The 16,689-nt window shown below is 72.2% G+C and carries 13 protein-coding genes and 2 pseudogenes; 4 read left to right on the top strand and 11 right to left on the bottom strand.

Annotation, left to right across the window (positions count from 1 at the left end; all coding sequences use genetic code 11):
• A partial coding sequence (locus tag G3I41_RS14105; protein WP_275408410.1) for a wax ester/triacylglycerol synthase domain-containing protein occupies positions 1-564 on the bottom strand: 564 nt, incomplete at its 3' end.
• Positions 565-712: 148 nt separating this feature from the next.
• A complete protein-coding gene (locus G3I41_RS14100; protein ID WP_203600999.1) occupies positions 713-2,779 on the bottom strand; it encodes a SpoIIE family protein phosphatase in 2,067 nt (688 codons plus the stop codon).
• 263 nt (positions 2,780-3,042) lie between these two features.
• Here G3I41_RS14100 and G3I41_RS14095 point away from each other — a divergent pair, with 263 nt between their 5' ends.
• Complete coding sequence (locus G3I41_RS14095; protein ID WP_164400555.1) at positions 3,043-4,410, top strand: FAD-dependent oxidoreductase; 1,368 nt, start codon at positions 3,043-3,045, stop codon at positions 4,408-4,410.
• 78 nt (positions 4,411-4,488) lie between these two features.
• Here G3I41_RS14095 and G3I41_RS14090 read toward each other — a convergent pair whose 3' ends face one another.
• Positions 4,489-5,085, bottom strand: coding sequence for a hypothetical protein (locus tag G3I41_RS14090; RefSeq protein ID WP_164400554.1), 597 nt, complete (start codon positions 5,083-5,085; stop codon positions 4,489-4,491).
• Positions 5,086-5,271: 186 nt separating this feature from the next.
• Between G3I41_RS14090 and G3I41_RS14085 the strand changes: the two genes are divergently transcribed.
• Positions 5,272-6,705, top strand: coding sequence for a carotenoid oxygenase family protein (locus tag G3I41_RS14085; RefSeq protein ID WP_164400553.1), 1,434 nt, complete (start codon positions 5,272-5,274; stop codon positions 6,703-6,705).
• 683 nt (positions 6,706-7,388) lie between these two features.
• Here G3I41_RS14085 and G3I41_RS36835 read toward each other — a convergent pair.
• A pseudogene (locus G3I41_RS36835) lies at positions 7,389-7,923 on the bottom strand (DUF6777 domain-containing protein).
• Between the two features lie 536 nt (positions 7,924-8,459).
• On the opposite strand from G3I41_RS36835, the gene G3I41_RS14075 reads away from it, so the two are divergent.
• Both G3I41_RS14075 and G3I41_RS14070 read left to right on the top strand, forming a co-directional pair.
• Positions 8,460-8,996, top strand: coding sequence for a DUF1990 domain-containing protein (locus tag G3I41_RS14075; RefSeq protein ID WP_164400552.1), 537 nt, complete (start codon positions 8,460-8,462; stop codon positions 8,994-8,996).
• A 33-nt stretch (positions 8,997-9,029) separates the two neighbouring features.
• On the top strand, positions 9,030-10,433 hold the full coding sequence (locus tag G3I41_RS14070; protein WP_164400551.1) for a lipase maturation factor family protein: 1,404 nt from the start codon (positions 9,030-9,032) through the stop codon (positions 10,431-10,433).
• A 4-nt stretch (positions 10,434-10,437) separates the two neighbouring features.
• On the opposite strand, the gene G3I41_RS14065 is transcribed toward G3I41_RS14070, so the two are convergent.
• The 7 genes and pseudogenes from G3I41_RS14065 to G3I41_RS14035 form a co-directional block, all read right to left on the bottom strand.
• Positions 10,438-11,787, bottom strand: a complete 1,350-nt coding sequence (locus tag G3I41_RS14065) for an ammonium transporter (RefSeq protein ID WP_164400550.1) — start codon at positions 11,785-11,787, stop codon at positions 10,438-10,440.
• 35 nt (positions 11,788-11,822) lie between these two features.
• Positions 11,823-12,779, bottom strand: a complete 957-nt coding sequence (locus G3I41_RS14060; protein ID WP_164400549.1) for an urease accessory protein UreD — start codon at positions 12,777-12,779, stop codon at positions 11,823-11,825.
• Position 12,780: 1 nt separating this feature from the next.
• Complete coding sequence (ureG, locus tag G3I41_RS14055; RefSeq protein WP_164400548.1) at positions 12,781-13,401, bottom strand: urease accessory protein UreG; 621 nt, start codon at positions 13,399-13,401, stop codon at positions 12,781-12,783.
• Between the two features lie 29 nt (positions 13,402-13,430).
• Positions 13,431-14,177 carry an urease accessory UreF family protein gene (locus tag G3I41_RS14050; RefSeq protein WP_164400547.1) on the bottom strand — a complete coding sequence of 249 codons (747 nt, stop codon included), beginning with the start codon at positions 14,175-14,177 and terminating at the stop codon, positions 13,431-13,433.
• Between the two features lie 5 nt (positions 14,178-14,182).
• Positions 14,183-15,907 carry an urease subunit alpha gene (gene ureC, locus G3I41_RS14045; RefSeq protein ID WP_164400546.1) on the bottom strand — a complete coding sequence of 575 codons (1,725 nt, stop codon included), beginning with the start codon at positions 15,905-15,907 and terminating at the stop codon, positions 14,183-14,185.
• Entirely contained in the window at positions 15,907-16,395 is a 489-nt protein-coding gene (locus G3I41_RS14040; protein ID WP_164400545.1) for an urease subunit beta, read from the bottom strand. Before G3I41_RS14040 ends, ureC begins: the two co-directional genes overlap by 1 nt.
• Positions 16,392-16,689 (bottom strand): annotated as a pseudogene (locus G3I41_RS14035) (cobalamin biosynthesis protein CbiX); the annotation flags it as partial. The pseudogene G3I41_RS14035 and the gene G3I41_RS14040, both read right to left, overlap by 4 nt.

Raw genomic sequence — 16,689 nt, 5'->3', positions numbered from 1 at the left:
CATCCAGGACCGGGGCGGCATCGGGCGCGGCCGGGCGGAGGGGCGGGGCCGGGTGGTCGCGGTGGCGATCTCGTCGAAGATCCCGGCCCCGATGGTGACCGCCCGCATGCCGTCGGCGAGGGCGTGATGGAGCTTGACGAGCACGGCGAACGGGCCGCCGCCCGGTCCGTCGATGAGGTACATCTCCCAGGGCGGCAGTCCCCGGCGGAGCGGCCGCTCCATGAGCTCTCCGGCGAGCCGGGTCGCGGCCGCCATGAAGCCCGCGCCGCCGGGCGCCGTCTCCTCGGCGGGCAGCCGTACGCGCCGGACGTGGCGGTGCACGTCGAACTCGGGGTCGGTGGACCAGGCCGCGCCGCCGACGGGCAGCAGCACGTCGCGTACCCGCAAGCGCAGCCGGGGAATCGCGGCGGCGCGGTCGCCGAGGAGGCCGAGGAGCGCGTCGGCGCCGGGGCCGGCGCCGGGGGGCGGCGCGAAGACGGCGAGCGCGCCGAGGTGCATGGGGTGGGCAGCGGATTCGAGGTGCCAGAAGGCGAGATCGAGGGGTGCCAGTAGCTCAGTGCCCAACGGGTCCTCATGTCATCGAAGACGGGAGACCGACCAGGTGCAGTCAATCTCCGGTGGTCCATCACGGTCAAGTACAGACACGTTACGTTCAGTTACGTTCGCGTTGCGCGCCGCTTCTCGGCCGTCCGGACGAAGGGCGGGTGGCGGGTCAGCCGCGTGGTGGAACGACGAACTCGCTCCAGACGCACTTGCCGGTGCCCCGGGACTCGACGCCCCAGGCGTCCGCGAGCTGGTCGACCAGCAGCAGTCCGCGTCCGGAGACGCCGGCATCGCCGGCGTCCCGGCGGCGCGGCAGGGCGCTCGACCGGTCCTCGACGTCGACCCGGAGCCGCCGCTCGGGACCGGTGAGGACCCGGATCGTGACGATGGCGCCGCCGTCGGTGTGCATCAGGGCGTTGGTGACCAGCTCGTCGGCGGCCAGCTCGACCTCGTCGGCCCGGTCGCCCGCTCCCCAGGCCCGGACCGCCGCCCGGATCATGTGGCGGGCGGAGCTGAGCGCCTCGGGGTCGTTCTGGGCGACGTGCTGCTGGAGCCGCCCGCCCGGCTGGGGGGCCTGTGCGGCCTTGCGGCGCAGGAGCAGCAGGGCCACGTCGTCCTCGCCGCCGCGCTCGTCCACGGACGCGCAGAGGCGGTCGGCGAGCTGGTCGAGGTCCTGCGGGCCGTTGGTGACGAGGGCGGTGAGCCGCTGGGTGCCCTCGTCCAGATCGGCGCCGGGGAGCTCCACCAGTCCGTCGGTGAACAGCACCATGGTCTGGCCCGGGTCCAGCTCGACCGTGCCGACCGGGTATTCGAGCCGGCCGAACTCGGCGGAGAGCCCGAGCGGCAGCCCGCCTTCGGAGGGCACCCGGCGGCAGCCGCCGTCGGCGTCGCGCACGAGCGGGTCGACGTGTCCGGCGCGCACCAGCTGGACCACGCCGGTGGTCAGGTCGGCCTCGGCATAGGTGCACGTGGCGAAGCGGTCGGTGTCGAGTTCGTGCAGGAAGACGGAGGCGCGTGCCATGACCGTGGCGGGGCTGTGCCCCTCGGCGGCGTACGCCCGCAGCACGATGCGCAGCTGGCCCATCACGGCGGCGGCGTGCGTGTCGTGGCCCTGCACGTCCCCGATGACGGCGCCGACCCGGCCTCCGGGCAGCGGGATGACGTCGTACCAGTCGCCGCCGATGTCCCGGCCGAGCCGGGCCGAGCGGTAGCGCACCGCGATCTGGGCGCCGGGCACGTCGGGGATCCGGCGCGGCAGCATGGCCTGCTGGAGCCCTTCGGCGAGGTCGTGCTCCTGTTCGTAGAGCATGGCCCGCTGAAGGCTCTGGGCGATGGAGCTGCCGAGGGCCAGCAGCAGGTTCCGCTCGTCGGCGGTGAAGCCGTCCTTGCCGCTGTAGAGGAGGCCGAGCGCGCCGATGGGGCGGGCCTGGGCGATCAGCGGGAGGTAGGCGGCCGAGGTGATCCCGAGGTGGCTGATGTGCGGCCACAGGACGGGGTACGAGGCGGCGAAGTCCTCGGCCGACTCGATGAAGCGGGGTCCGAGCGTGCGGACGACCTCGCTCATCGGGTACTGCTCGTCCGTCCGGGTGTACCGGGTGCCGGGCACGAACGAGCCCTCGGGCCCGTCGGCCACCAGGTGGATGCGCCCGGCCTCGGTCAGCCCCATGACCAGGCTGGTCGCGCCGAGCAGCGCCAGGCCCTCGGAGTTCTTGAGGACCTCTATGACGTCCTTGACGGTACGGGCGTGGGCCAGCGCGGCCGTGGTGGCGTCGACCAGGCTGGTCCGGCGGCGCAGCTCCTCGTCCAGCTCGCGGCGGGCGGCGGACTCGGTGAGCTCGGGGCCCGCGTCCCGCACGATGCCGATGATCCGGCGGGGCCGGCCGCTGTCGTCGCGGCGTACGAAGCCCTGGGTGTGCGCCCAGCGCAGGGTTCCGTCGCGCGACTGGAGGCGGAAGTAGGCCCCGTAGTTGCTGCGGCCGCTCTTCAGCGTCTCGGAGACCATGGCGTCCAGCCGGACGCCCTCGTCCGGCGGCACCCGCAGCCCGAGCGTCTCGGGCCGGTTGTCGTATTCGTCGGCCCTCAGCTCGAACACGTCGAGGGCGGGCCGGTCCAAGTGCATGAGGCCGCTGTCGAGATCCCAGTCGAAGCTGCCCATTCGGTTCAGGGCGAGACTGAGATCCGGGTGGGCGGGCCAGTCGTCCGGGAGTGACAGGGCACCCGCTGCCCGATCATCCATGTGCGTCACTCTGCCACTATTTGTCCGATTCTTCGACTGAACCGTCCACGTGGTGAACGTGCGATAGGACACATGCCCGGAGGGCCGCATCCCCAGGATTTCCCGGACATCAGTGCGGGAGGAAGGCCCGCATACCGCCCAGTAGGGCCGCCCCGCCACGAAAGCGGGTCCGATTAGGGGCTAACGTGTGCGACGGGGCCGACTAAGCCTTGCCTTACCAACCGGCCCCGCTTCTGCTCATCCGTTCGAAGGAACAGCTCGCCATGACACGCCCCGTCCGCGTCGCCATCGTCGGAGCCGGTCCCGCCGGCATCTACGCGGCGGACGCGCTGCTCAAATCCGACGCGGCCGCCGACCCGGGCGTCTCCATCGACCTCTTCGAGCGGATGCCCGCCCCCTTCGGCCTGATCCGCTACGGCGTCGCGCCCGACCACCCGCGCATCAAGGGCATCGTGCAGGCCCTGCACCAAGTGCTGGACAAGCCGCAGCTGCGCCTGTTCGGCAACGTCGACTACCCGAACGACCTGGACCTCGACGAGCTGCGCACGTTCTACGACGCGGTGATCTTCTCCACCGGCGCCGACGCGGACCGTGCGCTCGACATCCCCGGCCACGACCTGGACGGCTCCTACGGGGCCGCCGACTTCGTCTCCTGGTACGACGGCCACCCGGACGTCCCGCGCACCTGGCCGCTGGAGGCCGGGAAGGTCGCCGTGCTGGGCGTCGGGAACGTGGCCCTGGACGTGGCCCGCATCCTCGCGAAGACCGCCGACGAGCTGCTGCCGACGGAGATCCCGGCCAACGTCTACGACGGCCTGAAGGCGAACAAGGCACTGGAGGTGCACGTCTTCGGCCGCCGCGGCCCGGCGCAGGCGAAGTTCAGCCCCATGGAGCTGCGCGAACTGGACCACTCGCCCAACATCGAGGTCATCGTCAACCCCGAGGACATCGACTACGACGCGGGTTCGATCGAGACCCGGCGCGGGAACAAGCAGGCCAACATGGTCGCCTCCACGCTGGAGAACTGGGCGATCCGCGACGTCGGCGACCGGCCGCACAAGCTCTTCCTGCACTTCTTCGAGTCCCCCGTGGAGATCATCGGCGAGGACGGCCGGGTCACGGGCCTGCGCACCGAGCGCACGGAGCTGGACGGCACCGGAAACGTGCGGGGCACCGGAACCTTCCACGACTGGGACGTCCAGAGCGTCTACCGGGCGGTGGGCTACTACTCGCGCGAGCTGCCGAAGCTGCCGTTCGACGTCGCGTCCGGCACGGTGCCGCACGCCGCGGGCCGGGTCCTCGAAGGCGGCGAGCCGATGGAGTCGGTGTACGTCACCGGCTGGATCAAGCGTGGTCCGGTCGGCCTGATCGGCCACACGAAGGGCGACGCCAACGAGACGGTCGCCTGCCTGCTGGAGGACCACGCCGCCGGGCGGCTGCCCGCCCCGGAGCGGCCGGAGCCGGAGGCCGTCACCGCCTTCCTGGAGGAGCGCGGCATCCGCTACACCACCCGTGAGGGCTGGTACCGCCTCGACGCGCACGAGCGCGCCCTCGGAGCCGAGCAGGACCGTGAACGCGTCAAGGTCGTGGAGCGCGAGGCGATGCTGGACGCCTCGGAGGCCGGTAACTGACACCAGGGCGACGGCCCCGCACACCCGCAAGCGGTGTGCGGGGCCGTCGTCGTCAGGGGGCTGCCGGAGCCGGGTGCGTCATGGGGAGGCGTGCGCGTCGCGGGACCGCTCACGCACCCGGTCCGGATAGCGCTCGGTGACGCGGACGGCGAGCACCAGCAGGACCACCGGGATGATCCAGTTGAACCAGTCGCGCCCCGACGAGGTGTGCAACGCGAGCAGACCCAGCAGGGCGGTGGCCGCGAAGACCGCTCCCCACAGCAGCGTGAGCACCCGGTTGACGTGGCGGAACGCAGGCGAACCCCACACCTCCCGCGGCGTCGACTCTCGTGCGTACTGCTCGGTGAACGGGACGAACGCCAGCGAACCGAGCGCCACCACCGCGATTACGGCGCTGGACAGCACCTGGGCGTACCTCTCGACCCAGTCCAGGTCCTGACGGTCCAGGAACAGTGCCAGGACGCTCAGCACCGCGAAGAAGACGACTCCGGTGACCTCCAGGACCTTGAAGGAACCCCGGCGCATGTCCGGCAGGTTGAGCACCACGGCGGCCACCAGGCCGGCCAGCGCGGCGTACTCCCACGTGCTGGGAGAGGCGACGACGACGAAGATGATCCAGGGCGCGAAGGCGAAGAAGAGATTCCCCGTCCGCCGCCCGGAACGGGTTTCGGGCACCGGACACCTCCGAAGGCATGGCCCGGCGCGGCGGTCTGCCGCGCCTTCCATGGTGGGCCCGGGAACGGTCCTTCGCACTCCGCGACCCGCGTTGCGGGGGTCCCGGGCCGGGGATTGAATGAGGAGTCAGCCAGGGCCTGAGGCGCCGGCCCCGGGCGCGCCCACGTTCCGGCAAGGGAGGCCGCCATGGCCGCACATGCCGCACACGCCTTCGACCCGAGCCGGGTCGTCCACCTCTCGGGGCGCTTCGCCCCCGTGACCGAGGAGGTCGACGAGGCGGATCTTGAAGTGACGGGTGCACTGCCCGGCGAACTGGACGGGGTGTTCCTGCGCAACGGCCCCAACCCCCGTTTCACCCCGATCGGTTCGTATCTCTACCCCATCGACGGCGACGGAATGCTGCACGGCGTGTGGATCTCCGGCGGCCGGGCCCGGTACCGCAACCGGTTCGTCCGGACACCCGCCGTGGTCGCCGAGGAGCGGGCCGGGCGGGCACTGTGGGGCGGCATCGAGTCGATGATCCTGCCGCAGGAGCCGGACGTCGGGCCGGAGCTGGCCGGCACCTTCCGCGACATGCCCGACATCAACGTGGTGCGCCACGCGGGACGGCTGCTGGCGCTCGCCGAGTCCGACTGCCCGTTCCTCATGACGCCCGACCTGGCGACCGTCGGCAAGGAGACCTTCGGCGGGTCGCTGCCGGCGGGCATCACCGCGCATCCGAAGACCGACCCGGTCACGGGCGAGATGCTGGTCTACTGTTACGGCCTGGAGCCGCCCTACCTCACCTGGTCCTCGATCGGCCCCCTGGGCGACGTGCTCCGGGGCCCCGCCCCCGTGGACGGGGTCGACGAGCCGATGATGATCCACGACATGGCGATCACCCCGCGCTTCCTGGTGCTCGTGCTGGCACCGGTGTTCTTCGACATCGCGGCGGCCATGAACGGCGGCTCGATGATCGACTGGCGCCCCGAGCGCGGCACCCGCCTGGCCCTGATCCCGCGCGGCGGGGGCCCGGTGCGCTGGGCGTCGGACGACGCCTTCTGGCTGTGGCACACGGTCAACGCGTACGACACCGAGCCCGGTGGCGGCGATGTGGTGCTGGACTACGTGCAGTGGACCCGCCTGTCCCTGGGCGCGCCCGCCGAGGGGGCGGGGCCCAATGACGCGGGTCTGGTGCGCGCGGTCATCGATCCCGTCGCGGGCACGATGCGCCGGACCGTGCTGGACGACGTCCGGATGGAGCTCCCGCGCACCGACGACCGGCTGATCGGCAGGCGCCACCACCAGCTGGCCGTGGCCTCGGACTCGGGCGGCCAGGACCTGCTGCCGGGCGAGTACGACGCGCTGCGCTGGTACGACGGCAACGACCCCTCCAGCCCGCAGGTGGTGTGGCGGGCCGGGGACCTCTCGGTCGGTGAGCCGGTCTTCGCGCCCGTCCCCGGCACCGGACCCGGTGAGGGCGGCTACTGGATGACGTACGCCACCGACCGCACCGACGGGACCAGCTGGCTGCTCGTCATCCCGTCCGAGGACCCGGCGTCGGGACCGGTGGCCCGGGTCCGCATCCCGGTCCGCGTCCCCCTGGGCCTCCACGGCAACTGGCTGCCCACCGAGGAGTAAGGCCTCCCGAGGGGTGAGGCCCGCCGAGCGGTGAGACCCGCCGAGGAGTGAGGCCCGCCGAGCGGTGAGGCCCGCCGAGGAGTGAGGCCCGCCGAGCGGTGAGGCCCGCCGAGGAGTGAGGCCCGCCGAGCGGTGAGGCCCGCCGAGGAGTGAGGCCCGCCGAGCGGTGAGGCCCGCCGAGGAGTGAGGCCCGCCGAGCGGTGAGGCCCGCCGAGGAGTGAGGCCCGCCGAGCGGTGAGGCCCGCCGAGGAGTGAGGCCCGCCGAGCGGTGAGGCCCGCCGAGGAGTGAGGCCCGCCGAGCGGTGAGGCCCGCCGAGGAGTGAGGCCCGCCGAGCGGTGAGGCCCGCCGAGCGGTGAGACCCGCTGAGGGGTGAGGCCCGCCGAGTGGTGAGGCCCGCCGCCCCTCACGCCCGCGCGGCCGGAACGCCGTCGGCGCCCCGGGGCAGCCGGATGGACGTCGGCGGCTCGTCGGACCCGGGCGGCTCGTCCGGTACCGGCGGCATCCCGGAGGGCTCGTCCGTGGGCTCACCGGTCGGCGCGGGGCAGCGCGTTTCCCCGGGCGCCCGGACGGGGACGCGCTTGGCCGCCGCCGGCTCACCGGGCGGTGTGGGCGTCTCCGGCGTGGGTACGCCGAGCGTCGGGCAGTCCTCCGGGGACCGGGACGGCGTGGGCTCCGACGGCTTCTACGGCCGCTTCGTGGCGGGTGGCGGTACGTCGGGGAGCGGGCCGGTGATGTCGGTGTCGGGGGTGTAGGGCGGCTGCTTCTCGGGAACGCGGTCGCCGGTGCCTTCGCCGCCGGCCGGCCGGGCGATCCAGCCGTGGTGGACCAGGTCGGCGATCACCAGCTCCGCCAGGGTCCGCGCGGCGGGCTCGACCACGACGGTCCGCGCCGGGTCGAACCCCTCCCACCGCCTCCCCGTTCCGGCCGCCGGGTCGCCCGGGCCGGCCGGCTCGTCCAGCGGGTTGCCGCAGACGCAGCGGACCCGGGGCAGCCCCCGGGCGTCCACCATGACCGCGGTGCCGGCCTGCAGCACGGCCTGGTAGGTGGTGACGGAGCCGTCCCGGAAGCCGTGCCCGGTGACCAGGGTGTCGGCGCGCAGCAGGACGGGCGTCAGGCCGCGCAGGAAGCCGGCGACCCGCTCGCGTGCGGTGGACCCGGTGCGCGAACGCCTCTTCCCGCACCGGGTCCACCGCAAGCATCCGGATCTCCGCCTCCACGTCGCAGGAGGGGACGGCGCGTGTTCCGGCGTACAGGCCCGGCGTCGATCCGGTGCGCTTGAGCGCCTGCCCGGGCGCCGACGGGGAGCGGGGCGCCCGGGTCCGTGGGGCGCCCGGGGGCAGGGCGGGGCCGCCCGCGGTGGAGGCGGTGAAGGGTGCGGTCCCGGGGTCGGCCGCGGGCTGAAGGACGAGGTCGGAGGCGTCGGCCGATCGCTTGGCTGGGGCACGGGCCGGGGCGCCCCCGACGCAGCCCGCGCTGAGGAGGAGGCCGGCGCAGAGCAGGGCGGGAACGGTGCGGCGCGGTCCTGTGCGTGAGGGCACGGCGGGTCTCCTGCCTGGTCACCGGTCTCCCGGTCGCTCCCCTCATGTCTGCCGCACTTCCCCCGCCCCCGCAAGCCAACCGCCGCCCCGGACGCGCACCGCTGCCGCCTTGTAGGCGTCCGGACAGAGTCGTAGATTCTGCGTCGAGAACGGTTTGAACCCGTTCAACTCGGGGGGCGGTGCCTTCACCTCCACGACGAGAAAGGAAGCGTTTGATGAGCAGCCTCAACTACCCGGAGACCGGAGCCACCCGTCTCGGCCCGCTCCCCGACGGCTACAACCACCTGCACCACCGCAGCCGGGTCGGGCGCGGCCGCGCCGACTTCGAGGCGGCCGGAGCGGCGATCACCGGGTTCCGGGTGCACCGCGGGGCCGGGGCGCATGTGCAGGCGTCCACGCCGAACGCCGAGGCGGGGACGGCCGTTCGGGTGGCGGTGCGGGCCGGGCCGCTGCGACTCGCCGCACCCTGCAGGGTCATCTGGGCCGAGTACGGCCCCGAACGGATCGGGTTCGGATACGGGACGGAAGCGGGTCACCCGGAGCGCGGCGAGGAGTGCTTCGTGGCCGAACTCGCCGAGGACGGCACGGTCTGGTTCAGGGTGATGGCGTTCAGCCTGCCCGCCCGCTGGTACTCCCGGCTCGGCGGGCCGATGGTGCCGCCGCTCCAGCGGTGGTACGCGCGCCGGCTCGGCCGTACCCTGCGCCGGATCGTCACGGAGGAGCGCGAGGGGCGCGGGGCGCCCGGCCGATGAGCCGGGGGGCGGTGCCGGGCCATACTGGTAGCGATGGAGTGGTTCACCGCTGACGGGTACTGGCTCGGCCGGCTGGTCTTCCAGAAGGCCCTCGCCGTCATCTACCTGTCCGCCTTCCTCACCGCGGCGCTCCAGTTCCGGGCGCTGATCGGGGAGCGCGGCATGCTGCCCGCGGCGGGGGCGCTGCGGCGTACGTCCTGGCGCACCGCCCCGGGGCTCTTCAGGCTGCACTGCTCAGACCGTTCCCTCGCCGCGGTCGCCTGGGCCGGCTGCGCCGTCTCCGTCGCGCTGCTCGCCGGGGCGGACAACCAGGTGCCGCTGGGGGCCGCGATGGCGCTGTGGGCGGTGCCGTGGCTGCTGTATCTGTCGATCGTGCAGGTGGGCGGTGTCTGGTACGGCTTCGGCTGGGAATCGCTGCTGCTCGAAACGGGGTTCCTCGCCGTTTTCCTGGGGAACGCCGGCACGGCGCCACCGGTGCTGGTTCTCTGGCTGCTGCGCTGGCTGCTGTTCCGGCTGGAGTTCGGTGCCGGGCTCATCAAGTGGCGCGGCGACGCCTGCTGGCGGAACCTGTCCTGTCTGGACTTCCACCACGAGACGCAGCCGATGCCGGGTCCGCTGAGCTGGTTCTTCCACCGCCTCCCCCGCCCCGTGCACCGGGTGGAGGTGGCGGCCAACCATGTGACCCAGTTGCTCGTGCCGGTCCTGCTGTTCACCCCGCAGCCGGTGGCGAGCGTGGCGGCCGGGCTGATGATCGTCACCCAGGTGTGGCTGGTGCTCTCGGGGAACTTCGCCTGGCTGAACTGGCTGACCATCACGCTCGCCCTGCCGGTCATCGACTGGTCCCCTGTGACCGGGCCACCCGCCCAGCGGGGCGCGCCCGTCTGGTACGAAGTGGTGGTCATCGCGGTCACCGCGCTGGTCCTGGTCCTCAGTTATCGTCCGGCCCGCAATCTGGTCTCCCGCCGCCAGGTGATGAACCGGTCCTTCGACCCGCTGCACCTGGTCAACACGTACGGCGCGTTCGGCAGCATCAGCCGGGTCCGCCTGGAGGTAGTGGTCGAGGGCACGGCGGACGCGGTGGTGCACCCGGGTACGGTGTGGAAGGAGTACGGCTTCCGGGGCAAGCCGGGCGATCCGCGCCGGATGCCGCGCCAGTTCGCCCCGTACCATCTGCGGCTCGACTGGATGATGTGGTTCGCGGCGCTCTCACCCGCGTACGCGCGGTCCTGGTTCGGGCCGTTCGTGGAGCGGCTGCTGGAGAACGACCGGGACACGCTGCGGCTGCTGCGGCACAACCCGTTCCCGGACGCGCCGCCCGCCCAGGTGCGGGCCAGGGTCTTCCGCTACCGGTTCACCACCTGGTCCGAACTGCGGGCCACCGGTTGCTGGTGGCACCGCACGTTCGTACGCGATTTTTTGCGCCCGACCAGGGCGTGAGCCGCTACTTCTCGCTCTCGCGGGCCCGCAGCAGCCGGCTGATCTGCTGGACGAGTTCGTCGTCGCTCGCCACCCGCCGCCCGGAGACCAGCGCCCCCAGGCGCTCGGCGGTCTGGAAGTCGTACGCGCGCTCGGTCTCCTCGCCGGGTACGTTCGCGTACTCCTCCTTGGCCCGGAAGCCGACGGTCAGGTCGACGGCCTTGGCGATGAGCCAGGTGAGGATGAACGAGAACGCGATCACGGACACGATCGCGACGAGCTGTTTGCCGAGAAGGCCCCAGCCGCCGCCGTAGAACAGGCCCTCCTTGCCGCTGATCCGGGCCGTGGCGAAGAGGCCGACCATGATCAGCCCGATGAGCCCGCCGACCCCGTGCACCCCGACCACGTCGAGCGTGTCGTCCACGTTGAAACGGAACTTGAGGGTGATGGCGTACGCGCTCACCGCACCGACGACCAGACCCGTGATGACCGCGCCCAGCGTGTTGATCTCGCCGCAGGCCGGGGTGATGGCGACCATGCCCGCGACGGCGGAGGAGACGACGCCCATGGTGGTCACGCGGCCCGTGCGCCACTTCTCGACCAGCGGCCAGGTCACCATGGCGCCCGCCGCGCCGAGCTGCGTGTTGATGAACGCGGCCGCGGCCGTGCCCTGGTCGGTGAGCGCGGAGCCGGAGTTGAAGCCGAACCAGCCGAACCACAGCAGCCCGACGCCGACGACCACGAGCGGAATGTTGTTGGGGCGTTCCTCGCGGCGCGCGAAGTCGCGGGGCGCGCGCAGTACGAGGGCGACGGCGAGCCCGGCGACTCCGGAGTTGAGCTCCACCGGCAGCCCGCCGGCGAAGTCGAGGGCGCCGAGGTGCTTCACGATCCAGCCGTCCTTGTCGAACACCCAGTGCGCGATGGGGACGTAGACGATCAGCAGCCACAGCACGACGAAGACGAGCCAGCCCCGCATGGTGGCGCGGTCGGCGATGGAGCCGCTGATCAGCGCCACGGTGATGACGGCGAAGCCCATCTGGAAAGTGCTGTAGATGTACGTGGGGATGGCACCGCTCAGCGTGTCGAGTCCGATGCCGTTCATGAACGCGTGGTCGAGGTTCCCGATGAGCCCGGCACCGCCGACGTCCGGCCCGAACGCCAGGGTGTAGCCGAGGACCCACCACACGAGGGTGCCGAAGGCCAGTGCGGCGAAGCTCATCTTGATCATCATGAGCACGTGCCGGGTGCGCACCATGCCGCCGTAGAAGAACGCGAGGCCGGGTGTCATCAGCAGGACCATGGCGGTGGCGGCGAGCAGCCAGGCGGTGTCCCCGGAGTCGTAGGCGGCCGGCATGGGCGCGGGAGCGGTAATCATCGGCGGTACCTCGTGTAGGGAGGGGGCGGGGAACGCTACGGCTTGCGCAGGTCGGGCGGCGGGTGGCCGGTGAGCAGCCGGCGTACGGCGTGCCAGGCGGCCCGGTGCGCCTCGGCGACCCGGACCGGGCTGTCGTCCAGGAGCCGCACCCACGCCCCGCAGTCCCGGGGCAGCACGCTCACCCCGTACAGGACACCGAGCCCGGCCAGTGCCTCGTGCAGGGTGTCGGAGAGCCCGGTGGCGGGAACGCGGTCGGTCACCACGAAGAGCGAGGCGACGTGGTCGTGGCCGGCGAACACCCCGGGCCCCGTGACTCCGGTGCCCGGCTGCCCGGGCGCCAGGCGCAGGGTGTCGACCGCGAGGAGGGTGCCGTCGGGCCTGCTGAGGCGGAGGTCGGTGGCGAGCATCCGGTACGCGTGGCGCTCGCCCCGGGCGAGCCGGCCGGCGGTGAGGGTGTCGCCGACGAGGACGGTGGCGCCGGGTGCGACGGTGACCTCGGTGCGCTGGTAGAACCGGGCGTCCCGGAACGGGATGAGCGGGTCGGGGAGGTATTCGACGTAGCTGCCGGCCTCGGCGGTGAGGTGGACGCGCTGGCTGGCGTAGTCGTGCTCCATCCGGAAGACCTTGGTCGCGGCCTGGGTCGTCAGGTGGACCTGGGTGCCGGGACCGCAGTGGAAGTCCATCCGGTAGCGGTCGGCCTGGGCGATGCCGCCACCGGTCGCCATCAGGTACACGTAGCTCATGCCGGGCTGCGCGGGGTCGATCCACAGCGGGCGCATGATCTGGAGCGGGGTCTTCTGGTAGCGCCCGACGAGGTCGGTGCGCCCGCCCCGCACGGCGAACGCGAGGTCGAGGATGCCGACCTTGGCCGGTGAGCCGGGCGCCAGGGTGTCCGGGACGGAGGCCAGTGCGGCCACGTCCGGGGGGACGCGGACGGGCGCGTAGTACTCCTCGGTGAGCCGGGCCTTCGGCCGCTGCGGGGCGAGCGGCACGTCAGATCAGCACCTTGCGGCGCGATTCGAGGTAGCCGGCGATCTCGTCCACACCCACGCCGGTCAGGCAGTCGGTGAGGACGACGGGGCGGTCGCCCCGCACCCGGTGGGCGTCGGACTCCATGACGCCGATGTCCGTACGCACGTACTGCGCGATGTCGATCTTGTTGATGACCAGGAGGTCGGAGTCGGTGATGCCGGGTCCGCGCTTGCGGGGCATCTTCTCGCCCTCCGCCGTGTCGAGCACGAAGAGGAAGAGGTCGACCAGGGCCGGGCTGAACGTCAGGGTGAGGTTGTCGCCGCCGGACTCGTACAGGAGGGTGTCGGTGTCCGGGAAGCGCTCCAGCATCTCGGCGCCGGCCGCGAGGTTCATCGTCGGGTCGTCGCGTACGGCGGTGTGCGGGCAGGCACCCGTCTCGACGCCGACGACCCGCTCGGCTTCGAGGACGCCGGCCAGGGTGCGGCGGACGTGCTGGGCGTCCTCCTGGGTGTAGATGTCGTTGGTGATGACGGCGGGGCGGTGACCGCGCGCGATGAGGACCGGGACCAGTGCCTCGATGAGCGCGGTCTTGCCGGAACCGACGGGTCCGCCGATGCCGACCCTGAGTACGTTGTCGTCCATGGTGCTCCTAGGGGTGTCGTGGTGGGTGCTCAGCTGGCGAAGAGCCGGGCCTCGGCGCGTTCATGACGGCCCGACATGACGTCCGAGGCGAAGACGGTGGCGCCGACGTCGTCCAGTTCCCTGCGCAGCGCCGCGTCGACGGTGGTCTCGATGACGGGTGCGGCGCCTCTGAGCAGGGTCTGCGCCGTACGGTGATCGGTCAGCCTCAGCCGCAGGGCGGCACCGGCGAAGCTCACGCAGAACGCGAACAGGTCGGCGGCGACCGCCTGGCGGACCGGGACGCCGGTCGCCGCGTAGACGACCCCGGCCGCCACCGCCTGGGTGCCCGGGGCCTCGCGGCGCACGACCCGGTCGTAGTAGTCGCCGATCTCCGGGTGGCCGAAGACCTCGTGGCCCAGGTCCAGGAGCTGGCGCCCGGTCCGGGTGGCGGCCTGGCGCATCTCCCGGCCCAGTTTCGTGGCGAACAGGTGCTCGTCGATCCGGACCACGGTCTCCGGGTCGCCCGCCGCGGTCGCCCGGTGGGCGAGGGCGAGCGCGGTGGCGTCGGCGGGACCGACTCCGTGCAGCAGCAGGTCCGCCAGCAGCGACGGCAGGCTCTCGGAGTCCACGGCGCCCGCCTGGGCGTAGCCCTCCAGGCTGTGCGAGAGGGTGTAGAAGCCGCTCGGGAACGCCGAGTCGGTCAGCTGGAGGCTGACCAGCAGCGGTCCGAGGCCGGTGGCCGCCGTGGTCCCCGCCGGGCCGGGGTCGCCCGCGATGTCGCCCTCCTTGCGGTACATCGGCCCTAGACCAGGAAGTAGAGGTGGTTCAGGGGCAGCGTCTCGGCCGGGTCGATGGTGGCGACCTTGCCGTTGAGCGTGACCTTGAACGTCTCCGGGTCGACCTGGACGTCGGGCAGGGCGTCGTTGCGGATCATGTTGTGCTTGCCGATGGTGCGGGTACGGCGGACCGGGAGGACCTGGCGTTCCAGGCCGAGTTCGGCCGGCACCCCGGCGGCGATGCCCGCCTGCGACATGAACGTGGCGTGGGTGGCCTGGAGCGCCTTGCCGTACTGCCCGAACATCGGCCGGTAGATCACCGGCTGCGGGGTCGGCAGGGAGGCGTTCGGGTCGCCCATCTGCGCCCAGGAGACGATGCCGCCCTTGATGATCATCTTCGGCTTGGCGGCGAAGGAGTGGATGGGCCACAGCACGATGTCGGCGAGCTTGCCCTTCTCGATCGAACCCACGTAGTCGGAGATCCCGGAGGCGATGGCGGGGTTGATGGTGACCTTGGCGAGGTAGCGCAGCACCCGCTGGTTGTCGTTGCGCTCCGAGTCGCCCTCCAGGATTCCGAGCTTGTCCTTGCAGTGGTGCGCGGTCTGGAAGGCCCGGGTGACGGACTCCCCGATGCGGCCCATGGCCTGGGAGTCGGACGAGAACATGCTGATCACGCCGAGGTCGTGGAGCACGGACTCGGCGGCGATGGTCTCGGCCCGCACCCGGCTGTCGGCGAACGACACGTCCTCGGGGATGTCGCGGCTCAGGTGGTGGCAGACCATGACCATGTCGAGGAGTTCGTCGACCGAGTTCTTGGTGTACGGCAGCGTCGGGTTGGTGGAGGACGGCAGGACGTTCGGCTCCCCCGTGACGCGGAGGATGTCGGGGGCGTGGCCGCCGCCCGCGCCCTCGCTGTGGAAGGTGTGGATGGCCCGGCCGTCGATGGCGGAGCGGGTGTCCTCGAAGAACCCGCTCTCGTTGAGGCTGTCGGTGTGGATCGACACCTGGACGTCGTGGGCGTCGGCGACGGTCAGCGCGTTGTCGATGACGGCCGGGGTGGCGCCCCAGTCCTCGTGCACCTTGAGACCGCAGGCTCCCGCGGCGACCTGCTCGTTGAGCGCCTCGGGCAGGCTGCCGTTGCCCTTCGCCATGATGCCGAGGTTGACGGGGAACGACTCGGCCGCCTGGAGCAGCTTGCCGATGTTGTACGGGCCCGGGGTGCAGGTCGTGCCGTTGGAGCCGTCCGTGGGACCGGTGCCGCCGCCGATGAGCGTGGTGATGCCGTTGGTCAGCGCCTGCTCGGCCTGCTGCGGGGCGATGAGGTGCACGTGGGTGTCGATGGCGCCGGCGGTGGCGATCAGGTGCTCGCCCGCGATGGCCTCCGTGCCGGGTCCGACGACCAGGTCCGGGTCGACGTTGTTCTGCGTCTGCGGGTTGCCGGACTTGCCGATGCCGACGATGAAGCCGTCCTTGATGCCGATGTCGCACTTGACGACGCCGATCATGGGGTCGATGACCACCACGTTGGTGATGACGGTGTCCAGGGCTCCCTGGGCCGCGGTGGCCTGCGGGTCGGAGGCCATGCCGTCGCGCATGGTCTTGCCGCCGCCGTAGACGACCTCGTCGCCGTACAGGCCCTCGCTGTAGTCCTTCTCGACCTCGACGACGAGGTTGGTGTCGGCGAGGTGGAAGCGGTCACCGACCGTCGGACCGAACATGTCGGTGTACTGCTTGCGGGGCAGGATGGGCATCAGCGGGAACCCTTCTTCTTGTCCTTGCCGGACCTGGGACCCTTGGAGTCCCCCTTGGTGTCCTTGGTGTCCTTGGTGTCCTTGGTGTCCTTGGAACCGGAGGCGGCGGTCGCGCGCTGCGCGCCCTCGAAGCCGCGTTCGATGGCCCGGCGGACGGCTTCCACGCGGGCGGGGTGCGACGAGAGGCTGCCGTTGAGCAGCCCGCTGAAGCCGGTGAGCCGGCCGGTTCCGGCGTACGCGCAGAGTTCGACCTCGCGCGTCCCGCCGGGCTCAAACCGTACGGAGGTGCCGGCCGCGATGTTGAGGTGCATGCCGAGGGTCGCCTCGCGGTCGAAGGAGAGCGCCGAGTTGACCTCGAAGAAGTGGTAGTGCGAGCCGATCTGGACGGCCCGGTCGCCGGTGTTGCTCACGGTGACCTTGAGCGTGCGGCGGCCCGCGTTGAGTTCGATCGGGCCGTCTCCGTACAGGTACTGCTGACGGAACGTCATGCGATGCTCCTGATGCCTCGGTCCGCTTCGGCGGCGGACGGATGGTGGTGGTGCCGGTGCGCGTCCCCGGGCCCGTGCGCATGGGTGTGTCCGTGCGCGTGGCCGTGGCCCTCGCCCGGCGGGTGGGTGTGGGCGTGGCCGTGGTGGTCCGCGGCGGCGAGCCCGGCGGTGATGCCGTCGTCGCCGTGCTCGCGCAGGCGCCGGTGTGCGTCGGCCACGCGCTCGTCCAGCACCCGTCGCAGCGCGGGCACCGGCACGAGGGGGCCGATGTCCGTCACCGGCACCGGCCGCGCG

Origin of the sequence: Streptomyces sp. SID9727 (assembly GCF_010550605.1) — a bacterium.
In the GTDB taxonomy this organism is placed as follows: Bacteria; Actinomycetota; Actinomycetes; order Streptomycetales; family Streptomycetaceae; genus Streptomyces.
This window is presented reverse-complemented; position numbering and strand designations above follow the sequence as displayed.

Coding starts and splice junctions, on each gene's coding strand:
- G3I41_RS14070 (WP_164400551.1), top strand. CDS start 9,030: ATGGAGTGGTTCACCGCTGACGGGTACTGGCTCGGCCGGCTGGTCTTC.
- G3I41_RS14100 (WP_203600999.1), bottom strand. CDS start 2,779: ATGGATGATCGGGCAGCGGGTGCCCTGTCACTCCCGGACGACTGGCCC.
- G3I41_RS14040 (WP_164400545.1), bottom strand. CDS start 16,395: ATGACGTTCCGTCAGCAGTACCTGTACGGAGACGGCCCGATCGAACTC.
- ureC (WP_164400546.1), bottom strand. CDS start 15,907: ATGCCCATCCTGCCCCGCAAGCAGTACACCGACATGTTCGGTCCGACG.
- ureG (WP_164400548.1), bottom strand. CDS start 13,401: ATGGACGACAACGTACTCAGGGTCGGCATCGGCGGACCCGTCGGTTCC.
- G3I41_RS14085 (WP_164400553.1), top strand. CDS start 5,272: ATGGCCGCACATGCCGCACACGCCTTCGACCCGAGCCGGGTCGTCCAC.
- G3I41_RS14065 (WP_164400550.1), bottom strand. CDS start 11,787: ATGATTACCGCTCCCGCGCCCATGCCGGCCGCCTACGACTCCGGGGAC.
- G3I41_RS14075 (WP_164400552.1), top strand. CDS start 8,460: ATGAGCAGCCTCAACTACCCGGAGACCGGAGCCACCCGTCTCGGCCCG.
- G3I41_RS14095 (WP_164400555.1), top strand. CDS start 3,043: ATGACACGCCCCGTCCGCGTCGCCATCGTCGGAGCCGGTCCCGCCGGC.
- G3I41_RS14050 (WP_164400547.1), bottom strand. CDS start 14,177: ATGTACCGCAAGGAGGGCGACATCGCGGGCGACCCCGGCCCGGCGGGG.